Below are 21,525 nucleotides of genomic sequence, written 5' to 3' on the forward strand. Positions count from 1 at the left end.
GACCGCGCATGTCTGACTCAACATGTCCTCATCAACACCGCTGGCATAAAGCAATACGCCGCACCACGCAGCGGATAAGCCGCTTACCGCACCAGCGCAGTAGCGGCCGCGTAACACGCGCAACCGGCATGGTGATTGAGGTCGTTGGGCTGCGCGTAGCCGTTGGCAGCGCCTGCCGTATAGAGCTTCCTGGCCCTGATGGGCGCCTTACCGACAGCGACAAACATGCAGAAGCCGAAGTGGTCGGCTTTGCGGGCGACAAACTCTTCCTTATGCCGCTGGAAGAAATTTCCGGGCTGATGCCTGGCGCCAGAGTCTCTCCACTTGGCGATGGAAGCGGGCACAGCGCACGCCGTTTCCCCATCGGAGATGAATTATTGGGCCGCGTTTTAGACGGCAACGGCAACCCTTTGGATGATCGTGAAAGCGTTGAGGAGGTAACCCATGCAACGCTTAGCTCGGCGCCACTGAATCCGCTATCCCGCGCGCCGATTGAAGATCAGATTGATGTTGGCATTCGTGCCATCAATGCGCTTTTAAGTGTCGGTAGAGGCCAGCGAATGGGCCTGTTTGCAGGCTCCGGTGTCGGTAAATCGGTGCTACTGGGCATGATGGCTCGCTATACCCAAGCCGATGTTATCGTGGTGGGCTTAATTGGTGAACGTGGTCGAGAAGTACAAGATTTTATTGATCACATTCTAGGGCCGGAGGGCCGACGTCGTTCTGTAGTCGTCGCTGCGCCAGCCGACACCTCGCCGCTGCAGCGCCTCCAGGGGGCCGCTTATGCGACACGGCTGGCCGAAGGGTTTCGCGATGCTGGGCGCAATGTGTTGCTGATTATGGACTCGTTAACTCGTTATGCTATGGCCCAGCGTGAAATCGCCCTCGCCATTGGTGAGCCACCAGCAACCAAAGGGTATCCACCCTCCGTATTTGCCAAGCTACCAGGCCTTGTTGAACGGGCAGGCAATGCTGAGCGTGGCGGCGGATCCATTACCGCATTTTATACCGTGCTTACCGAAGGTGATGATCAGCAAGACCCGATTGCCGACTCTGCTCGAGCAATTCTGGATGGCCATATTGTGCTATCTCGCAGCCTTGCTGAAGCGGGCCACTACCCGGCTATTGATATTGAAGCCTCCATTAGCCGTGCGATGACAGCAATTGCCACACCGGAACAACTGCAGGAAGCCCGCGCTTTTAAGCAAATGTTTTCTCGCTATCAGCGTAATCGGGATTTGATTAGCGTCGGTGCTTATAGCCCAGGCCACGACGCAAGGCTTGACGAAGCGGTGAACCTTTTTCCCGCGCTTGAGCGCTTTCTTCAACAAAACATTAGCGAGTGTGCAACGCTTGAGGATTCACGCCAGGCACTGCATTCCGTAGTGGGAGGTCGAACATGAGCCATTCACAGCTAGAAATGTTAACGGGTTTAGCCAAGGATGCTCGCGACCAGGCAGGTCAATTGCTTGCACATGAGCGACAAACCGAGCAGCAGACGGCCGCTCAGTTGCAGTCGCTTAGCCAGTATCGCACGGAGTATGCCGAGCGTCTGCAAAAGGCCATGCGTGAAGGTATTGACCCCGCTACCATGTACAACTATCAGCAGTTTCTGGCCTCACTTGACGCTGCGTTAAGTCGTGCTCGCCAAGCATTAATCGCTCAACAGCAGCGCGTTCAGCAGAGTCAACAGCACTGGCAACAAGAGCAGCGCAAGCTCTCTTCCTACGATACACTGGCCACCCGCCGTCTATCAGAAGAGCACCGTCGTCTTGAACGCCATGAGCAAAAAACCAATGATGACTTGGTGACCAGCCGCTTGGCTCGCCAACACAATGAAAAACCGCATTAGTGGCACTGAGGAACGATAAATGAACATACAGCTATTGCTGTCAGGTGCACAGAATCAGGGTTCTGCCTCAATGGCCAGCTCGCCTCTCTCCGCGTCTGTAAACACGCCGGATCTTTTTCGCCAAGCGTTATCTCAAGCAGCTAATTTGCCATCAACTAATGCGCCATTACGTGCTACGGAAGTAGACAGCCAAACGCCAGTAGAGTCTCAAGAGCAGCTTGCCTCATTACAGGCCAGGTTATCACTCGCAACAAGCGACACGTTAGCGTCACAGCAGCCGGTTGATCCATTAAACAGCGAGTCATTAACGCCTCTTGATGAGGTCGCAACGAGCGATATGTTAACGCCAGAGCTAGCGATTGATCCGTCCAACAGCGAGCCATTAACGTTTCTTGATGAAATTGCTGCCCGCATGAACCTGCTTGCTTCCTTTGCAGAACCAGCCGAGCCGGCTGAAGCGCTTCAAGGGGTAGCGCCTGAGCTTGAGGCACTGCTCCAACAGCTCGACCTGAGCCAAGAGCAGACCGCTGAATTGCTCAGTGCACTCGGCATAGACCCCCAGCCGGGTATGGCGTTAGAGCACTCAGACAACGCCATTGAATTACTCTCGCATCTTAGCGAAGAGGAAGCGGGTCAGCTTGTTAGCGCGTTAAGTGTCATGCTTACCGCTACGACACAAAGCAGTACTGGGGCATTAGCTAATCACAAAGGGCCGCAGAGCCAACCGTTGAGCAGTGGCGCCTATCGTCACGATGCCTCAAGCACTCTTTCTATAACCAACGCTATTGCGACAAAGCTGGACACCGCTAACGGCCAACCAACCGTTGCCAACAGCCAGGATGTTTTGACAAAAATTGGCCCATTGACGCCTTCAGCGCCGCTGGCAACGCCAGACGAGCTTGAACCGCTTTTACGTGGTGGCCAACCAGCCGCTGCTGGGTTCCCGAACTCAGCCTCCGTCGGTAATGCCCCTGTAGCAGCGTCCTCGTCGATGCCATCTTCACACGCTTCGCTGGGAACACCAGTCAGCAGTCCTGCCTGGTCTTCACAGCTTGGTCAGCAGTTGGTTCAGTTCGCTCAGCGCGGAGGCGAGCAACAGATTAAGATGCAACTACACCCTGCTGAGCTTGGGCCACTGTCAATTACCTTGAAAGTCAGTGAGCAAGGGGCACAAGCACACTTCTTATCGTCGCACATGCAGGTTCGCCAAGTGGTTGAACAAGCGATTCCTCAGCTCCGTGAAGCACTAGCAGAGCAGGGTATTTCGTTAGGCGAAACCTCCGTTGGCGAGCAGCATAATTCCAATGAACAGGCCTTTGCTGAAAAAGGCAATAACGCTGGTGCGCAGGTGGGCAGTAGCGTAACGGACAGTGATCAGGACACGCTAGCGCCCGTTGCGGAGAATATTTCACACCCCCTTGATGGGCGGGTTGATCTTTACGCTTAAATATTCGTTGTACGAGTAGCGACTCACGCGCCCAGGTGCGCAAAACCAAAAGATAGGCTCGCCAAGCGAGCCTGTTCATTTCATCACCGCCCACCATATTAGGCATAATGCGTAATCAGTGGTGTGTGGCGATTATGGGAACGGAACGACTAATGGCTGAAAAAAGTGGCGGATCCAAAAAACTGCTCTGGATAATGATTGTTCTGGTGCTCCTTTCCTCAGCAGGGGCAGCAGCAGCCATTTATATGGTGCTTGACCAGCGTAATGAACAGAGTGCTGATGGCGAATCACAGCTACCAGCAGAGCGTGAAACGCCTGTATTTACGCGAATTGATCCTTTTACGGTCAACCTTGCAGATGATCGCTATGGTTCTCGCCTCTTGTATACAGGAATTACGCTGCGTGTTGGCAATGAAGAGAGCAAAGCGATTATCGAAGAGCACATGCCTCAAGTGCGTAGCCGTCTGCTGATTTTACTCTCAGGCAAGCAAGCCAGTGAACTTACCTCCACAGAAGGTAAGGAGCAGCTAGCACAAGCGATTATCAGTCGCCTTGGCGTACCCCTGACGGAAAATCAGCCGCCGCTTGATCTACGCGAAGTGCTGTTTACTGAATTTATTGTGCAATAACCCGGGCACTGGAGCCGTTCATGTCGCAGGACGATCTACTGTCCCAGGAAGAAATTGATGCCTTACTAAAAGGCGTCAGTGGTGATGAAGAACCATCGCCCTCCTCTTCGCAGCCAGCTAGCGAGACGCGCATTCGCCCTTATGACCCTTCAACACAACACAGGGTCATCCGTGAGCGCTTGCATGCATTCGACTTTATTAATGAGCGATTTGCCCGCTATTTCCGAAACGGCTTGTTTAACTTGATTCGGCGTAGCGCTGACATCACGGTGGAGTCCGTCCGTTACCAAAGCTTTAGCGAGTTTTCGCGTAACGTGCCGGTACCTACCAACTTAAACCTGGTAGCAATGAAGCCACTGCGTGGCTCGGCATTGGTGGTTTTCCCACCTAACCTTGTTTTTATGGTGGTAGACAACCTGTTTGGTGGCGATGGCCGTTTTGTTACCAAATCAGACGGCCGTGAATTTACCAATACAGAACAGCGTATTATTTACCGTCTTCTGAACTTGGCAATTGATGCCTACCAGGAAGCATGGAAGGTCGTGTATCCGGTCGACGTTAATTTTGTGCGCTCTGAAGTCCAGGCCAAGTTTGCTAATATCACCAATTCACCGAACGAAATTGTCGTCAACACCAAGTTCAATATTGAAGTGGGCAATCTCTCAAGTAATTTCCAGATTTGCATGCCCTACGCCATGATTGAGCCTCTGCGGGATCTGCTCGCCAATCCTATTAACGACAGTAATCAGGACCATGACGGCACCTGGTCCCGACGCATGGCCAGCGAGATACGCCAATCAGAAGTAGAGCTGGTGGCAGAGTTTGCTCAAATACCTAGCCGTATTGCACAGGTAATGGGGCTAAAGAAAGGCGATGTATTGCCGCTGGATATTCCCGATACGATTACCGCTCGTGTTGATGGAGTCCCGGTCATGGAGTGCGAGTATGGTAGCCAGCGCCAGCAGCATGCGCTGCGCGTTCTCCATATGATCGACCATGCCGCTATGAATAACGTATCGTCACTGGACTTTATTAAAGGTTCGAAGCGACAGCAAGCCAAGGAATCCAAAGCATGACTGATCCTAATAAACCCGATCAAAATGTCTCCGATGACGATTGGGCGGACGCCATGTCTGAGCAAGAAGAGACGCCAAACGCTGCCGATACGGCTAGCGAGGAAGATCCTTGGGCAGCAGCAATGGCTGAACAAGAGGAGACGACAAACACTGCCGATACGGCCAGCGAGGAAGATCCCTGGGCAGCCGCAATGGCTGAACAAGAAGCCGCCGAGGAGGAGGCCCTACCCCCTGAGGATGCCGCGCCAGACACTTCAGCCGCGAAACCCGCCAGCGATGAAATATTTAGGCCTCTAAGTCCCGCTGACGAAAGCAAGCAGACACGCGACCTTGAAATGGTCATGGATATCCCGGTAAAACTGACCGTGGAACTTGGCCGGACGAAGCTTACGATCAAGCAACTGCTTGAGCTTGCCCAAGGGTCAGTGATTGAGCTCGAAGGCTTGGCAGGCGAGCCGATGGATATTCTCATTAACGGCTACTTGATCGCGCAGGGTGAAGTCGTTGTTATCGAAGACAAATACGGTATTCGTATTACCGAAATCATCACACCCTCTGAGCGCATTCACAAGCTTAACCGATGAGTGCTGACACCTCTCCATTGCAAGATGGAACTATCGATGCGCTAGGCAGCAGCGGTGATGCGTTTATCGGCATGGCCATGTTCGGTAAAACCGCCGCTGCCTTGGCATTGGTTATAGCCATGATTCTACTCTGCACAGCGCTCTTAAAGCGCTGGCAGAATGCTCGCCCGCAACTGGGGGCCCACCTACGCGTCATTACGAGCACGGCGGTCGGCAACCGCGAGCGTGTCGTCGTCGTCGAAATTGAAGACACTTGGCTGGTTCTTGGAGTAGGCAATGGCCGAGTCACCAAGCTGCATGAGCGCCCGGCACCTGACGACAGACCTGCTCCTTCCCCTCGTTCTGATTCGCCGCCTTTTGCACAACGGCTTTCTCAGGCGCTGGCAAAGCGTCGGCGTAAAGGCTCCGATACCGACCCACATCAAACACCATGAGGCATAGGATGCACTCCGTTAGGTCCTACTGGCAGCTTTGGCTGCTGTTTGGCGTTGCTGTCGCACTTTGTATGTTGACTAACCCCGTGCATGCACAACAATTGCCAGGCATTATCTCTCAACCGCTTGAGGATGGCGGTCAGCAGTGGTCGCTATCGCTTCAAACACTGCTGCTTTTAAGCTCGCTGGCGTTCCTGCCAGCGATGCTACTGATGATGACCAGCTTTACACGGATCATTATTGTGCTGAGCCTGCTGCGAACCGCGATGGGCACGCAGGCAACACCACCCAACCAGGTGCTGCTGGGTATCGCGCTGTTCCTAACCTTTTTTATCATGTCACCCGTTCTTTCTCAGGTGTATGACACAGCCTGGCAGCCTCTATCGAACGAGACGATTAATTTTGAAGAGTTTTTGCTGCGTGCCCAGCTACCGTTTCGTGAGTTTATGCTTGCCCAAACGCGGGAGCCTGATTTAGCCCTATTCGTCCGCTTGGCAGACGTAGGACCTTTGCAAGGTCCTGAAGAGCTCCCCATGCGCGTGTTATTGCCTGCCTTTGTCACCAGCGAGCTTAAAACTGCCTTTCAAATCGGTTTTACTATTTTCATTCCCTTTTTGATTATCGACCTGGTGGTCGCCAGCACGTTAATGGCGTTGGGAATGATGATGGTGCCGCCCGTGACAATTTCATTACCGTTCAAATTAATGCTTTTTATACTGGTTGACGGTTGGCAGTTAATCGTTGGCTCACTCGCCCAAAGCTTTTACGTTACCTAGGTGCCGCGCCAGCGGCAAGGAGCAAGCATGACCCCTGAGGTGGTAATGAGCATGGCGTATCAAGGCATGCGCGTCACACTATTTCTAGCAGGCCCCATACTGCTGGCGGCGCTTTTTACCGGTTTACTTGTTAGCCTTTTTCAAGCGGCCACGCAAATTAACGAAATGACGCTCACCTTTATCCCTAAAATCCTGGCGGTGTTTGCCGTTCTGGTTTTGGCGGGCCCGTGGTTGATTAGCTTGATTACGGATTTTACGACACGACTGTTTACTAACATTCCCAACATGGTGATGTAGTGCCATGGTGGAAATCACCTTTGCTCAGTTGCAAGGCTGGTTGATAGCCTTTTTATGGCCCTTTGCGCGCATTACAGCATTTATGGCCGTTTCCCCGCTGTGGGGACATTCCAGCATCCCTAACCAGGCAAAAGTGGGAATCGCCGCGTTAGTGACCATTGTGATTGCACCGATTCTCCCAGCCATGCCGAACGTCGCCATTATGTCCTGGGCAGGCATAGGGATCATGGTAGAGCAAATAGTGATCGGACTAGCCATAGGGCTGGTCATGCATATTATATTTGCGGTTGTTCAGGCGGCAGGTGAGTATATTGGCTTACAAATGGGGCTCGCGTTTGCCACGTTCTTTGATGCTTCTAGTGGCACCAACATTATGGTGCTATCACGCATTTTATATATGATCACATTGCTCATGTTTTTAGCATTTAACGGCCACCTAATGGTACTTGAAACGCTGATCATGAGTTTTGAGACATTGCCCATCGGGATAGCCGGTTTGAACCCGGGGGCCTTCGATCTTCTGGCCCGCTACGCAGGCACTATTTTCGCCGCAGGTATGCTGCTAGCACTACCCGTTGTGGGCGCGTTACTGATTATCAACCTATGTCTCGGTATTCTTAATCGCTCTGCCCCACAGCTCACCGTGTTCAATATTGGCTTTCCCACCTCACTCACCGTCGGGCTAACGCTCTTGATGGTCTTAATGACGCGTATTGACCGTTTTCTACAGGCCCTCTTTAGCCAAGGGCTGGGAATGATGCAAAATCTGATAGAGGCGATGGCTCCTTTAAACTAAAAAGCCCTGTTACGGTAAATAACCGTGACAGGGCTAATATCATGCTCTTATCTGTTTTTACATATAGTTAAACAGTGATAACCCCTTCACATCGACAAACGTCTTCTGCGCGGCCTGCATGCCCACTTGGCGCAGGCTATACTCGGAAATAGCCTCCACATAATCCAGATCTACTAGATCCGACAGCGTTTGCGTATAGTTCATCATGCGGTTACTGCCCACCGCATCAATAACGTCCAACTCATTAAGACGTGCGCCTGCAGAGGCACGCACGGTCAGCACGTTATCCAATGCGTTATCCAGTTCGCGCATCGAGCTATTTAAGGTGTTACGCATAGCTGCTTTTTCAGTATCCGTTTGTGCGGGATTTTCAAGCACGCCAATCGCCGCTTCCAGGGTCTTAAAGAGATCTGCAGGCTGCTCTGGAGTTCCTGGGCGGGCCATGGAAATTTCGTCGCCGTCTGCCGGTTCCCCTGTAAGGGTAATGCTGATGCCGCCAAACGATAGCTGTTGTCCATCACCCGCATAAGCAAACGGACCTGGTGTCGTTTGACCATCGGGGATGATGTCGCCATCAGTCCCAGTTACATTATAAGTAATATCACCGCTATCATCATCGACGTTGAATTTGATGGTGAATGCCTGCCCATAATCATCATTGGTGACATCTTTAATGTTAGGGCCCGAAAAAGTCACACTGCCATCATTTCCCGGCGCTGCTTTCGCCACATAACTAGCACTGCTTGGCACACTCTGGAAAATAGTTTTACCATTCTCAGTCACCGGCATTAACCGGGAGGAATCAACCTGCTGCTGGCGACTATTCGCATCACCATTATATTCAACGCTGCCTTCTGCATTTTTAGCAAACGGAGGCGCATTGTCCTCGTAACCGCCAAATAGATAACGCCCATTACCATCGGTCGCATTTGCCTGACCGATGAGCGTTTCGTAAACCCCTTTTAGCTCACTAGCGACCGACTCACGGTCTACATCGCTAAGCGTATCGCTGGACGCCTGGATGAGCAGCTCTTTTGCGCGGATTACCGCATCGCTCACGCTATTGAGGATACTCTCTGTTTGTGCTACTGAGTTGCGAGCCGAGACACGCGAATCAGCGTATTGCTCAGTAATAGAGATCGACTGATCAACGCCCACCGCACGTGAGGCCGCCTGCGGGTCATCCGAGGGGTTGACCACTCGGCGACCACTGGCAAGTTGCTGACTCACCTTTAAGAAATCACTTTGCTGGCGATTCATGGACGCCGTGCTTTGCTCAAACATCGTCACGCTGCTAATACGCATAGCCTAGACTCCTGGATTAACCGCGCAGGTTCAAGATGGTGTCCATAATAGAGCCCGCCGTATCGATGACACGCGCATTGGCCATATAGTACTGCTGGTAGCGAATCAGATTGGCAGCCTCTTCGTCCAGGTTTACACCAGACTCAGACTGCTGCACCGCGCGCAGCTGATCGGTTAGTCCTTGACGCGCGTCCAGGTTAACCTGGGTAATATTAGCGCGGTTACCGACATCGCTCACAATGGAGGCGTAAGCAGAACTGACCGAGGCTGAGCCTCCTACTACAGCCTCACTCTGCAACTTTTGCAAGGCTAATGCGTTACGGTTATCACCCGAGGCCGCGATAATGTTTTGAGCAACCGTTAACGTCGCCTCTCCGTTAGTAGGGAGTGAAGAAAGCGTAAAGCTCATTCCATCAATTTCAACCGTTTCGCCACCTTCCAAAGGATCACTATCCACACCAAACGGTTGATTACCAACGAGGACCGTTGCCCCCGCTGGTTCTACCTTTAGCGCACCCTCTGAATCCAGCGTTAACGTATACTCTTTATGGTCCGAGAACGCCCCTGGCGACATCTTCAGGTCATCAACGGCTAAATCACCCGAGTGTTTAAATGAAGTAAGAGAACTGCCTTCTTCACCGTCTAAGCCTGCATCACCTGCGGCTATTTTATCCCCGTCCGTAATCGCCACCTTCATATCCTGGCCGGCGCGACGAACAGGCTGAATTTCGAACTTATCGCCATTCTGTGGCGTACTCTCAAAGGCAACATTAACGCCACCAAAGGACAGTACTCCGCCATCCAATGTGAAGTCCACCTCGTCACCACTGTCATTACGTGTCACGCTATACGCGTCATTGCGATAACTGATGGTGTAGTCTGTAGCGCGTAGCTCATCAATATTATCAGTATCGAATTCAACGGATGCTATTTCAGAGGCATTGCCTTTATAGCTGTATCCTAGAGGCTTACTTAGTTCAAAGAAGTCCCCACCCAATTCGCCATCCAGGTCCACGCCCTTTTTATGCTGATCGTTAAAAGCAACCGAGAGCGAAACAGCCAGCTGACCAATCTGATTCTGGGTTTTATCCAGCGTCTCAGAACGGAACGACATTAGCCCACCCAACGTACCGCCTTTTATCGTTGACTCATTTAACTTTACGACGTTACCACTACCATCACGATAGCCGACGATGGTGCGTTGTGGGTCGTTGTCAGCCTGTACAGCCTCCAGTTTAAAAGAGTCTGTACCCGTCACGAGCGGCTGGCCGTTAGGAAGGCTAATGTTATAGGTTTTACCGTCCTGAATATTCAGGCGTAGATCCATTCGCTCGTTAAGCTCAGAAACCAGATGATCGCGCTGGTTAAGCAGGCTATTAGGCGCGTCACCCGTACGCGCACGCGCCAGAGAAATTTCTTTATTCAGCCCCGCAATCTGCTCAAGCGAGTTATTAATTTGGGTCACTTCATCCTTGATTTGGCTATTAATATTGCTCTGCATATCCTGCAGATAGCCATCAAAGGAGCGAAACTGAGCGCTTAATGTACTTGCTGTTCCAAGCACCCCTTGACGAGCGGCCGGGTCAGACGGTGCGCTTGCCAAGTCTTCAAGCGAAGAAAAGAACCCCTGCATCAACGGCGCCAAGCCAGCGGCTCGGTCGGCCAGCAGGTTATCGATTTGCGAGACCTGATTGTTATAGGTCTCAAGCGCACTCGATTGTGTCTTCGCGCTATTAAGCTGATTAGCGACGTAGGTATTAAACTGTCGCTCAATGGCATCCACTTTCACACCACCGCCTACATTGCCCTCACCCAGCTGAGTGAGTTCGCGGTTGTAGCCCGGCGTGTAAACATTGCTGATGTTATTACTGGTGGTGTTTAAGGCATTCTGGGCAGCATTAAGGCCGCTTAAGCCAACAGAAAACATGCTCATGGTTGATATCCTTAGGCCGATACCTAATATATCGGCAGCACCCTAAAAAACTTGAGCCCTACCTAGCGTGAATCCGCCAGGTAGGTGCTCTCTGTTGTTAGCGACCCCATGGTATTCATCACGGCGATCAGCTTTTGGGCGTAGCGCGGGTCTGTGGCATAGCCGCCTCGCTGCAACGCATGCGCGGCTTGCTCGGCATTGGGCGCCTGCACCACCGCTGCGTAACGCGAATTTTTGCCGATCAGGTTGGCATAATCAGTAAGCGAATGCTCAAATGAATCATAGACACGGAACGTATCAACCACCTGTGTGCGGCGCCCGTTAATATATTCATGCGTCACAATATCGGTGGTTTTACCCTGCCAATGGCTACCCGCTTTAATCCCGAACAGGTTATGGCTGTTGCCTCCCTGGCGGGTGGCTATTTCATGCTGCCCCCAGCCGGTTTCCAGGGCTGCCTGGGCTAATATCAACTCGGCGGGAACACCGCTTGCTTTACTGGCAGCTTGCGCGGGAATCGCCAATTTATCGAGAAAGCGCTGCACATGCTCTGGCGCGTTGTTATTAGCGCCAGACATGCGAAGTGATGCCTGCTCACCAACGTCAGCACGCTTGCGTATCGCATCCAGCTCTGACAGAAAACGACCACCGCTTCCCGGAGAGTTAGAAGGGTGCTCTCCTTGCGGCTGTATGGCGCCATCCAGCACACGTGGAGTGCCGCGTGGAATACCAGCAATGAGCGCTTGTAGTTCTTGATCAGCTACATTTTCTTCGCCCACCACACCTTGGCGCTGAAGCTGCTCGACCAGTACATCCGCCAGGCCTATTCCTTTGGATGCAATGACCTGCGACCACTGCTGGTCCAGCATCTGCTGATAGGTATCCGTCGTCGTGCTACTCATCAGATCTGAAGAGGGAATAGCGTCACGCATACTCTTCATCATCATATGCACAAAGAGCGCTTCAAACTGTTGGGCGGCTGAGTCTACCCCCGCTTCCGGGTCGACGCGTGCCGTATGCTGCAATCGCTGAAAACCCTGAACGTCTAACGCAAACTGGCCGGTCATATCATTAGAGACGCTCATTAAATCACCTCCAGCTCGGCACGCAGCGACCCAGACGCTTTTAACGCCTCAAGAATCGTCATCAAATCCTGAGGTGTCGCCCCCAAGGCATTCAGCGCATTAACCACGTCCGTAAGCTGAGCACCCTCTACGATTTGTAGATATGCTTCCTGCTGCTCAATATCGATATCCGTATCTGGCACCACAACGGTTTGGCCTTGGCTAAACGGGCCTGGCTGGCTCACACCCAGGTTCCTATCAATGGTGATTGATAGGCTCCCGTGGGCGACCGCCGCCTGGCGTAACGTCACGGCACTGTTCATTACCACGGAACCAGTACGCGAATTCAATACCACTCTGGCCGGCGCTTCAGTGGGCGTTATCTGAACGTTCTCTACGCGCGCCATAAAGTTGACCCGTGCGTTAGCATCGACAGGACCATCCAGCGCAATGACACGTCCATTACGGGCATAGGCCACCGATTGGCCAAATTCGTTATTAATCGCGGTCACCATACGCTGCACGGTACCGAAGTCCGCTTCATTTAATTGCAGTTCAAGCATCCCGCCGTTGCCGCCCAGATTAAGTGCTACTTCACGCTCAACCAGTGCGCCCCCAGGGATTCGGCCTGCAGCCTGCTGGTTAATCTGTACGCTGCTACCGCCTGCCTGGGCACCCGCACCGCCTACCAGCATATTGCCTTGAGCAATCGCGTAGGTATCGCCATCCGCACCTTTTAACGGTGTCATCAATAGCGTCCCCCCGCGTAGGCTACGCGCGTTGGCAATAGATGAAACCACAATATCCACACGCTGCCCTGGTCGCGCAAAAGGCGGTAGATCTGCGGTCACCATTACCGCCGCAACGTTACGTAGCTGCATATTGGTGCCTGGTGGAATAGTCACGCCGAGCTGAGACAGCATGTTGGAGAGGCTTTGGCTGGTAAAGGGGGCCTGGGTTGTTTGGTCACCCGTGTTATCCAGCCCGACCACCAAACCATAACCCACCAATTGGTTATCGCGCACGCCTGCAAAACTGGCTAGCTCAATCACGCGCTCGGCATAAACGGGTAAAGCAAGTAGGCACATAAGTAGCAGAGCACCCAGTTGCGCCAGCCGCATTTTAATTAATCGAAAACCGTTTAGCTGCATGACGATCACTCTAGGCCACTAAGTTGTTTAGCCATTCCAGGTACCATTAGAAGGGCGAAATATTCAAGAAAAAGCGTTGCAGCCATCCCATGTGCTGAGCTTCATTAATATAGCCATCCCCAACATACTCTATGCGCGCATCCGCTACTTGCGTGGAGGGCACCGTATTCTGGGTGGTAATCGTGCGTGGATTCACGACGCCTGAAAAACGTATGAACTCGGTCCCTTGGTTAATACCGATCTGCTTTTCGCCCCTAACGCGCAAGTTACCGTTATTCATGACTTCTAAAACCGAGACGGTAATAGTGCCGGTAAACGAGTTGTTCGCTTGCGCACCGCCGCCGCCGTTAAAATCGCTGGCCCCGGCAATATCGAAACCATATTCAGCCAGGGTGTCGAGTACATCAGGCAACTGGGCAAGATCCAGCGATGCGCTGCCGTTACGCGACGCATTGGTACGCGCATTTTTGCTGGCGCTTACCTGCTCATCCAACACGATGGTGAGGATATCCCCCATTGCTCTTGGTCGACGGTCTTCAAACAGCGGCTGATAGCCTTGCCGGGCTTGGTAAATTGAGCCATTGGGAATAGGCGGTGGGCGATCCACAATTTCAATCTGCTCTTGTTCACCCACTACTGAGGCGCGGGGTATCTGGGCACAGCCGGCCGCCAGTAAGGTAAAAAACAGCAAAGCAATAACGCTTAGCCGACGGCTAACATGGTAAAAATCCCGCATGGTTCAATAAACCTCAACGCGCTCTTTATAGCTGGCTCAAACGTGCCAACATTTCATCGCTGGTAGATACGGCTTTGCTGTTAATCTCATACGCGCGCTGGGTTTGGATCATGCTAACCATCTCTTCCACAACGTTCACGTTCGAGGTCTCGACGTAGCCTTGGAACAAGCGCCCGGCACCGTTAATACCCGGTATATTTTCATTGGGAGCACCGGAGGCACCGGTTTCCAAGTAAAGGTTTCCACCTATGCTTTCTAAACCAGCGGGATTAATAAACGATGTCAGCGTAACTTGGCCAATGTCGTTGTCTACCGCAACGCCTGGCTGACGAACACTTACCGTACCATCTTCAGCGATAGTCACAGCCAAGGCATTTTCCGGCACAAAAATAGCTGGCTCCAGCGGGTAGCCGTTCGCCGTTACCATCTGACCATTTTCGTTGAGCTGGAAGCTTCCGTCCCGGGTATAGCCACTTGTACCATCAGGCAACAGCACTTGGAAAAAACCTTCGCCGTTGATAGCAAGGTCACGCGAGTTTTCGGTTTGCTCCAGGCCACCTTGAGTATGTAAACGCTCGGTGGCCACGGCGCGAACGCCGGTACCGACCTGCATACCTGAAGGCAGTCGGTCCTGGATATTGTTCTGTGCACCTGGCTGACGCATATTTTGGTACAGCAAGTCTTCAAACACGGGGCGCGAACGCTTAAAGCCATTGGTACTAACGTTGGCCAGGTTATTGGATATAACATCCAATTTCGTTTGCTGAGACTCAAGCCCGGTTTTAGCAGTCCACAAAGAAGTAATCATGAGTGTTCGTGTTCCCTTGTTAGGCGGCTGCTATCAGCCCTGAATAGAGAGCATGCTGTTGGCCCGCTGAGCATTCTCATCAACGGTGCTGAGCACTTTCATTTGCATATCGTAACGTCGCGCGACATCAATCATCGCGACCATGGCATCCACCGCGCTGACATTACTGCCTTCAAGCGCACCGCTGACCAAACGAGCATCCTCGTTTGCTGGCAGCACACCAGGTGCTCCCTCGTCATTGAGCGGAGCACGAAATAAGCCATCGTCACCGCGTGTCAGAGCCTGCTCGTCAGGCGTTACCAATTTGATCCGGCCAACATCAACGAGCGCTTCTGGGCCCTCGCCTTCAGGAATAGCGCTGATCGTACCGTCAGCGCCGATGGATACCTGCGCTCCTTGAGGCACCGCAATAGGACCACCATCGCCCATCACTGGACGCCCTACGTTTAGCAGGACGCCATCACTATCCAGTTGCAGGTCGCCACGGCGTGTGTAGGTTTCCGTACCGTCATCGGCTAACACCGCCATCCAGGCATCACCCTGCATCGCGATATCCAGTGCACGCCCGGTAAACTCAACCGGGCCTTGTGAAAAATCACTTCCTGGCGTAGTGGTCATGACAGACGTACGCGTTGCCAAGAACGCTTCGCCTTGCACAGGCACCGAGCGCGCCGCCTGAAGCTGCCCACGAAAGCCGGTGGTGGTCACGTTCGCTAGGTTATTGCTGACCACCGACTGCTGATCCATGGCGTTTTTAGCACCGCTCATGGCGGTATATAGCATCCGATCCAAGTGATTTACTCCTTACACGAAAAGCCCATTATTAAAGGTTAATAATGGTTTGCAGGAGCTCATCCTGGGTGCTGATGGTTTGTGAGTTGGCTTGATAGGCGCGCTGAGCGACAATCATACTCACCAGTTCCTGGGCCATATCAACGTTGGAGGTTTCAGTGGCGCCAGCTTGTATTAAGCCTCGCATTCCTGTCCCTGGAGCGCCCACCAGTTCCTGACCAGAGGAGGCTGTGGCCGTCCAAAGGTTATCGCCGCCTGGCTTCAACCCTTCTGGATTACGAAAACTCGCCATAGCTACTTGGCCCGCAGCAAGCGATTGCTCATTAGAGTAATTGCGCATAATGGTGCCATCATCCTGGATAGTAACGCCAACTAAAGAGCCGGATGCATACCCATCTTGAGATACATCATTGGCTACCGAGGCATTACCAAACTGAGTGCTACCCGCCAAGTTTATATCAAAGCTAAGCGCTTCAGTTGCTCCCCCAAGTGGAGTAGAAGGGTCGCTGGCATAATTAATATTTGGGCGGTTATTGGCTACATCTACGTACTCTACACCACCACCGTCAGCCAGCTGCGGCTGCCCTACTCGCTTTAAGGTACCGTTTTGATTAAATTCAATAACAAAATCGTTAACACCATAGGCCTCAAAAGCTTCTCCCGGATCTGCAGCTTGTGCAGCTTGCACGACTGCCGAAATTGACCCTGTTGCGGATGCTGTAGCGGCTATTACGTTATTCACAGCGTCAGCAACGTCCGGATCATTAACACCAACTAAAGCTTGTTGTGCGAGATTGTTTGCAACTGCTTGGATCTCCGCAATAGTATTTGCGTCTGCCTCCAAATCTGTCGCTTGAGCTGCGTTATTTTGAGCAGCGATATCACCGCCTGTAGCTGCATTAACAATAAGGTCGGTTGCACTCTGAACTGCAGAAGCCAACTGCACAGGCGCTTCACCTACAATCGCTGTTTGACGAGTTGCAATGAAGTTATTAAATGCTCCAACTGTTGAAGGGTCATTTAATGGATCAATAGATGTTGCTGCAGTAACAACGCCATCTGCGTCGGTAGCGCCATCCATCTGCGCTTGAACTTCAGCAATGTAAGCTGCGTAGACAGCATTAGCCCCAGGTGTTACTTGCTGACCATTTAGGTATTTATCCAAAACCTCACTCAGAGAAAAACCTGCGCTTGAGGCAAAACTCTGTGCGGCACTGTTTACAGCTGCAATAACCTGCTCTTGAGTAGCCCCATTAGTATTTGCTGTGGTAGCGGCATTTTCAATGGCTGTTTGCAAACTTTGCAAATCAGTTTGAACATCGGACATGCTACTTAGCAGGTTATCGTACGAGTCTTTAACAACTTCTTGAGCATCAACAACTCCCTCAACCACACTGCCTGCGGCCAAGCCAACAGGATCCGAGTTCGTACTGTAGTACCCATCCATTACTACTTTTCCCAACCAGCTATTTTCAGCTTCTGGGCGCTTTTCGTAATAAACTGTCATATTTCTTGGATTACCCAATGAGTCATAGACGGTAAAGTTAGAGCTAAAGTTATAGCTCAGGTCTTCTTGGCTCGTTGGATTATCAGGGTTCATCAAATCAGTAGTTACTTGTACTTGCTGTAGTCCAGTACCGGCCTGCACTCGTGAATCCAAATTAAGAGAGGTAGATGCAGAAGTAGTCGCATTAGCAGCCAAGTTCCCCGCATCTACTGCCAATGCTTGCACAGCGCCACCTGCCTGTACATTGCCTTCAGCGTCTGCTGCGTACCCCATGATTTGCGCGCCTTGGGCATTTACTAAACGTCCGTCCGCCGTCATGGTTAGTTGGCCGTTACGTGAGTAACCCACTTCACCATTGGGCTGCTGAAAGCGGAAGAATCCTTCCCCTGAAATGGCCAAGTCCATATTACGTGATGAAGACTCAACATTGCCTTGGGTAAAATCTTGCAATACGGCAGATGTGCGTACACCAAGCCCTATGCGTGATTCAGCAAATACGTCGGCAAATTGTACATTTGAACTTTTAAAACCGACTGTCTGCGAGTTAGCAATGTTGTTACCGATCGCGCCTAATTTCTCACGCTGAGCGTTCAGACCACTAAGTGCTTGTGAAAAGCTCATGATGTTCCCCTGAAAAAGATATTGTTTAGCGAATAATCAAAGAATTTGTTTAATTTGATCAAGAGCCACTTGGCCATAAACAGCTCCCAAATCCAGGCGAACATCACTGCCACCAGCTCCTGGCGATACCCCTTGTACCAGCGCATAGTTAAGCGCTCGTGACTCAAGAAGTTCACCGTCTGCATTCATCGCCTTGAAGTTAACGCGGTAGGCACCTTCCGGCACTGCCACGCCATCGTTGGTTAAGCCACCCCAGCTAAAGGATTCGACACCTGCAGCAACAGCACCGAGATCCTTGGTATAAACTACCTCGCCTGCTTTGCTGACTACGGTTACCTCAACATTTTCAGCAGCGCTATCCAGCTCAATACCAAATGGTGTCGCGTAAGAGCCACTTTCTTCGTCAACACTGACCATCACGTTATTGCCAGGCACCAATACAGCCTTATCAATCAATCCTGCGGCCTGTAACGCCTGATTGGCATCCATTTGGCTGGTAATACCTTCAAGTGTGCTATTCAGCTCTTCAATGCCACTTACCGTGTTGATTTGCGCCAGCTGCGAGGTCATTTCCGCGTTTTCCATTGGATTCAGCGGATCCTGGTTCTGTAACTGGGTGACCAGCAGGGTCATAAAGCTATTGCGAAGCTCGTCTGACTGGCGAGCCGATAGACCGTTGGAGCCACCACTATTCACAGCGTTAACGACATTTGCATCGATAGTACTCATGCTTATCCCTCACCCAGTGACAGCGTCTGCATCATCATCTGTTTTGTGGTATTGAATACCTCTACGTTCGCCTGATAAGAGCGGGACGCGGAAATCATATTCACCATTTCATGCACAGGCTCTACATTGGGCTTGGCCACATAGCCCTCTTCATCAGCTGCGGGATGATTGGGCATGTATTCCAGACGCAGCGGTGAGTCGTCTTCCACAATATCGGAGACTCTCACGCCACCAATACCAAAACGGGTGTTTTGTGCCTGCGCTTCAAACATCACGTGTTTCGCGCGGTATGTTTCACCATCAGGCCCGGCAATACTATCGGCGTTGGCCATATTGCTGGCGGTGACGTTCATTCGCTGGGATTGAGCACTCATGGCAGAGCCAGCAACATCAAACGCTGAAAACATCGACATTAGTTATCTCCTACGCAGTTTGCTGGCCTACTCAGGCTGCATTGCGTTTTTTAGACCCTGGATACGGCGATTCATGATCGTAAGCGCCGCTTGGTAACGCACGGCATTATCAGCAAACTGAGTACGCTCGCGATCCATCTCAACCGTATTGCCGTCCAGACTCGGCTGGGAAGGAATTCGGTACAGTAACGCCGCATTACCGGCGCCTTGCCAAGCAGGCCCGGCACCGGCCAAATGCTGTCCAGACGTCCGAGCGAGCGTTAACCCCCCTTGGCTGCCCTGTTGTGAAACGCCACCGTCAACGGCTTTTTTAAGCTCGTTGGCAAAATCAATGTCCCGCGCCTTATAATTTGGCGTGTCGGCATTCGCAATATTAGCGGCCAGCACTTCATGACGCGATTGACGCAAGCCTAATGCCTGCTGGTGGTAGTTAAAGGCAGATTCTAGTTGATCAAGCATGCCGCGCCCTCGCTCGCCGGGAGGCAAAAAAATTAAATTTATCGATGGTGAAGAATACGCTTACGGCTGTCAGCCCAAAGCATGGAACAGCTAGCGTTTACACCAGCATTTCGTCTGTTTCATCTACTTCTTTTTCGCTACACTTACTGACTAAATCTCGTTATCCCCCGCCTGCTGAGCTGCCCCGCCATGTCACATCCGCTGCACATAAAACGTTGCTTCTCAGCACTGCTCACGCGCTATTTTTCACTGGTGGCCTGTTTGGCGTGTTTCTCAAGCGCACAGGCAGACGATGCGCTCATGCAGGAAGTGCATCAGTTTTTGTATCAACAAACGCAGCCTCTAGGAGAGGAGGTGGTCATTGATGTGCGCCCTCCTTCTCCTCACTTACCGCTCTGCGTTCAGCCGGAACCTTTTTTGCCCAATGCGGGTCAATCACCACTAGGACGTGTTTCGGTAGGTGTTCGCTGCGGTGAAACACATCAGCAAGTGCGCTATTTGCAGGCCCAAATTGATGTTATTGGCAACTATTGGGTAGCCCAACACGATATTAATCGCGGCACGCTGATTACCCCTGATATGCTCGTTGAGCAAAGTGGTAATTTGGGGGAGCTTTCGTCGCAGGCCCTAACCAATGAAGAAGAAATTGTTGGCAAGGTTGCTCAGCGGCAGATTCGAAGTGGCAGTACCTTTTTAACCCACTTCTTACAAACGCCTTCGGTTGTTGAGCGCGGTCAGCGGGTTACGGTCATCGCTCAAGGCAATGCTTTTCGCGTTTCACGCGAGGGAGAAGTGCTGGAAAGCGGAGGGGTAGGAGACCAGGTTCGCGTGCGCTTTGATACCCGTGAAATAGTAACGGCACGAATTAATGAACAAGGCATTTTAGTGGTGGATTTTTAGATCTGGTCTAAAGTTTTAACCACCAGGGCCGATAGTTGTTATCACTGACGCCGAATACACAGACGTTGACCATAAGGCACACAACGTGAACATTGATAACCTCAATTCATTGTTACGCTCGAACCAAGCGCAGCAACGTGATGAAACACAAAAGATGGGCGGCCCCAAGGCGACTGAAGTCGCTGGTCAAACGCGTGAATCTACTCAGCTTAGCCATTCTCATTTCGATGATACGCAGGATATCGATATGGCAAAAGTTCAAGAGATTCGCGACGCTATTCGTGAGGGCCGTCTTGAAATTCGAGCTGACCGTATTGCAGATGGCTTGATTGCCAATCTTTCAGAGTTATAAGGTAGCGTATTATGAGCCTTGCCCATTTGCTTTCCGACCAGCAGCAACGTATTGATGAGCTAGTGGCGCTATTATCGAGTGAGCAAACACTCTTAACGCAGGGTGACATTGACGGAAAAGCGCTTACCGATACAGCAGAAGGTAAACAAGCGCTGCTGGCCGATATAGAGCGCATTGAAACGCTACGCCGCAATGTTCAAAAGCGACTTGGCTATGAAGACAACGCCAATGGGGCACGCTTGGCTGCTCGTGATGCTGGCTGTCAAACGGCTTGGGAAACGCTACTCGAAAAGAGCGAGCGTGTTGCGCGTATGAACGAACTAACCGGTCAAATGCTGTCGGTACGCATGAAGCACAATCAGGAAATGCTGGACTATATACGCCAAATTGCGGAAAAAACACTCTATAAACCTGATGGGCGTAATAGCGCGCAGTCGGGAAGAATCAACGCATCCGCCTAGTTTATCCCCTTTAGACAAGTATCCCTTCTACAACTTCAATAAAAGCCTACCTTTTTATTACTGGCTCAGTTGTCCGAACGTTATACCGCTCCAATTGCCAGGGCCAACGGCAGCACCGGTCATGCCGTAATGAATGGGCTTTTAGCCTCAACCGCACCACGCTTGTTAACGGTTAACTGCGTAACCTCCCCCCATCTAGGCGCTCATGCACGTAAATGCTTTCACGCCTGCCGATACTGGTAGCTTTTTAGGATTAGGAAAGAAAATCTATTGAATAGTGATGGGTTCTACTTTTCTTACACGCAAAAAAAAATCCCCCGAGGCGCAAGCCCCGGGGGATTTTTCACAATAAGTGCCTGACGATGACCTACTCTCGCATGGGGAGACCCCACACTACCATCGG

Annotated in this window: 24 protein-coding genes; 13 read left to right on the forward strand and 11 right to left on the reverse strand. The window is 51.8% G+C overall.

All coding sequences use genetic code 11. The features are described 5' to 3' along the window. The first annotated feature begins 8 nt into the window (after positions 1-8). From fliI to fliR, 10 genes are all read left to right on the forward strand, one after another. Positions 9-1,403, forward strand: coding sequence for a flagellar protein export ATPase FliI (fliI, locus tag CZ787_RS11055; RefSeq protein WP_087109083.1), 1,395 nt, complete (start codon positions 9-11; stop codon positions 1,401-1,403). After that, complete coding sequence (gene fliJ / locus CZ787_RS11060) at positions 1,400-1,852, forward strand: flagellar export protein FliJ (RefSeq protein ID WP_087109085.1); 453 nt, start codon at positions 1,400-1,402, stop codon at positions 1,850-1,852. The genes fliI and fliJ overlap by 4 nt, the downstream gene beginning before the upstream one ends. Before the next feature lie 19 nt (positions 1,853-1,871). After that, positions 1,872-3,299, forward strand: coding sequence for a flagellar hook-length control protein FliK (locus tag CZ787_RS11065; RefSeq protein WP_087109087.1), 1,428 nt, complete (start codon positions 1,872-1,874; stop codon positions 3,297-3,299). Between the two features lie 152 nt (positions 3,300-3,451). Further along, positions 3,452-3,928 (forward strand): flagellar basal body-associated protein FliL, encoded by a 477-nt coding sequence (gene fliL, locus CZ787_RS11070; protein WP_087109089.1) that lies wholly within the window; start codon positions 3,452-3,454, stop codon positions 3,926-3,928. Positions 3,929-3,948: 20 nt separating this feature from the next. Then, the gene (fliM, locus tag CZ787_RS11075) at positions 3,949-5,004 is read left to right on the forward strand and encodes a flagellar motor switch protein FliM (RefSeq protein WP_087109091.1); all 1,056 of its coding nucleotides are present in this window, start codon (positions 3,949-3,951) and stop codon (positions 5,002-5,004) included. Continuing rightward, on the forward strand, positions 5,001-5,588 hold the full coding sequence (fliN, locus tag CZ787_RS11080; RefSeq protein WP_087109093.1) for a flagellar motor switch protein FliN: 588 nt from the start codon (positions 5,001-5,003) through the stop codon (positions 5,586-5,588). The genes fliM and fliN overlap by 4 nt, the downstream gene beginning before the upstream one ends. Next, positions 5,585-6,022: a flagellar biosynthetic protein FliO gene (fliO, locus tag CZ787_RS11085; protein WP_087109095.1), complete on the forward strand. Its 438-nt coding sequence runs from the start codon at positions 5,585-5,587 to the stop codon at positions 6,020-6,022. The genes fliN and fliO overlap by 4 nt, the downstream gene beginning before the upstream one ends. 8 nt (positions 6,023-6,030) lie before the next feature. Continuing rightward, positions 6,031-6,798 carry a flagellar type III secretion system pore protein FliP gene (fliP, locus tag CZ787_RS11090; RefSeq protein ID WP_140398986.1) on the forward strand — a complete coding sequence of 256 codons (768 nt, stop codon included), beginning with the start codon at positions 6,031-6,033 and terminating at the stop codon, positions 6,796-6,798. A gap of 27 nt (positions 6,799-6,825) precedes the next feature. Further along, positions 6,826-7,095, forward strand: a complete 270-nt coding sequence (gene fliQ, locus CZ787_RS11095; RefSeq protein ID WP_087109097.1) for a flagellar biosynthesis protein FliQ — start codon at positions 6,826-6,828, stop codon at positions 7,093-7,095. Between the two features lie 4 nt (positions 7,096-7,099). Continuing rightward, positions 7,100-7,891 carry a flagellar biosynthetic protein FliR gene (fliR, locus tag CZ787_RS11100; RefSeq protein ID WP_087109099.1) on the forward strand — a complete coding sequence of 264 codons (792 nt, stop codon included), beginning with the start codon at positions 7,100-7,102 and terminating at the stop codon, positions 7,889-7,891. Positions 7,892-7,948: 57 nt separating this feature from the next. Here the strand turns inward: fliR and flgL are convergent, their stop codons facing one another. The 11 genes from flgL to flgB all read right to left on the reverse strand — a co-directional run bounded on the left by flgL (position 7,949) and on the right by flgB (position 19,409). After that, positions 7,949-9,196, reverse strand: a complete 1,248-nt coding sequence (gene flgL, locus CZ787_RS11105; RefSeq protein WP_087109101.1) for a flagellar hook-associated protein FlgL — start codon at positions 9,194-9,196, stop codon at positions 7,949-7,951. 16 nt (positions 9,197-9,212) lie between these two features. Then, on the reverse strand, positions 9,213-11,129 hold the full coding sequence (flgK, locus tag CZ787_RS11110) for a flagellar hook-associated protein FlgK (RefSeq protein WP_087109103.1): 1,917 nt from the start codon (positions 11,127-11,129) through the stop codon (positions 9,213-9,215). Between the two features lie 62 nt (positions 11,130-11,191). Beyond that, positions 11,192-12,214 (reverse strand): flagellar assembly peptidoglycan hydrolase FlgJ, encoded by a 1,023-nt coding sequence (gene flgJ, locus CZ787_RS11115; RefSeq protein WP_087109105.1) that lies wholly within the window; start codon positions 12,212-12,214, stop codon positions 11,192-11,194. Next, positions 12,214-13,344: a flagellar basal body P-ring protein FlgI gene (locus CZ787_RS11120; RefSeq protein WP_087109107.1), complete on the reverse strand. Its 1,131-nt coding sequence runs from the start codon at positions 13,342-13,344 to the stop codon at positions 12,214-12,216. The genes flgJ and CZ787_RS11120 overlap by 1 nt, the downstream gene beginning before the upstream one ends. Before the next feature lie 46 nt (positions 13,345-13,390). Continuing rightward, a complete protein-coding gene (locus CZ787_RS11125; protein WP_087109109.1) occupies positions 13,391-14,080 on the reverse strand; it encodes a flagellar basal body L-ring protein FlgH in 690 nt (229 codons plus the stop codon). Between the two features lie 25 nt (positions 14,081-14,105). Continuing rightward, on the reverse strand, positions 14,106-14,888 hold the full coding sequence (gene flgG, locus CZ787_RS11130; protein ID WP_087109111.1) for a flagellar basal-body rod protein FlgG: 783 nt from the start codon (positions 14,886-14,888) through the stop codon (positions 14,106-14,108). Positions 14,889-14,921: 33 nt separating this feature from the next. Next, the gene (gene flgF / locus CZ787_RS11135) at positions 14,922-15,680 is read right to left on the reverse strand and encodes a flagellar basal-body rod protein FlgF (protein WP_087109113.1); all 759 of its coding nucleotides are present in this window, start codon (positions 15,678-15,680) and stop codon (positions 14,922-14,924) included. A 31-nt stretch (positions 15,681-15,711) separates the two neighbouring features. Next, positions 15,712-17,808: a flagellar hook-basal body complex protein gene (locus CZ787_RS11140; protein WP_087109115.1), complete on the reverse strand. Its 2,097-nt coding sequence runs from the start codon at positions 17,806-17,808 to the stop codon at positions 15,712-15,714. A gap of 36 nt (positions 17,809-17,844) precedes the next feature. Continuing rightward, complete coding sequence (locus CZ787_RS11145; protein ID WP_087109117.1) at positions 17,845-18,537, reverse strand: flagellar hook assembly protein FlgD; 693 nt, start codon at positions 18,535-18,537, stop codon at positions 17,845-17,847. A 2-nt stretch (positions 18,538-18,539) separates the two neighbouring features. Then, positions 18,540-18,950, reverse strand: a complete 411-nt coding sequence (flgC, locus tag CZ787_RS11150) for a flagellar basal body rod protein FlgC (protein ID WP_087109119.1) — start codon at positions 18,948-18,950, stop codon at positions 18,540-18,542. Between the two features lie 27 nt (positions 18,951-18,977). Next, positions 18,978-19,409 carry a flagellar basal body rod protein FlgB gene (gene flgB, locus CZ787_RS11155; protein ID WP_087109121.1) on the reverse strand — a complete coding sequence of 144 codons (432 nt, stop codon included), beginning with the start codon at positions 19,407-19,409 and terminating at the stop codon, positions 18,978-18,980. Positions 19,410-19,709: 300 nt separating this feature from the next. Between flgB and flgA the strand changes: the two genes are divergently transcribed. The 3 genes from flgA (at position 19,710) to CZ787_RS11170 (ending at position 21,122) form a co-directional block, all read left to right on the forward strand. Further along, complete coding sequence (gene flgA / locus CZ787_RS11160; RefSeq protein WP_406565427.1) at positions 19,710-20,309, forward strand: flagellar basal body P-ring formation chaperone FlgA; 600 nt, start codon at positions 19,710-19,712, stop codon at positions 20,307-20,309. A gap of 85 nt (positions 20,310-20,394) precedes the next feature. Then, entirely contained in the window at positions 20,395-20,661 is a 267-nt protein-coding gene (flgM, locus tag CZ787_RS11165) for a flagellar biosynthesis anti-sigma factor FlgM (RefSeq protein WP_087109125.1), read from the forward strand. An 11-nt stretch (positions 20,662-20,672) separates the two neighbouring features. Continuing rightward, entirely contained in the window at positions 20,673-21,122 is a 450-nt protein-coding gene (locus CZ787_RS11170) for a flagella synthesis protein FlgN (RefSeq protein WP_087109128.1), read from the forward strand. The last annotated feature ends 403 nt before the right edge of the window (positions 21,123-21,525 follow it).

It is taken from the genome of Halomonas citrativorans (assembly GCF_900163645.1).
Classification (GTDB): domain Bacteria; phylum Pseudomonadota; class Gammaproteobacteria; order Pseudomonadales; family Halomonadaceae; genus Vreelandella; species Vreelandella citrativorans.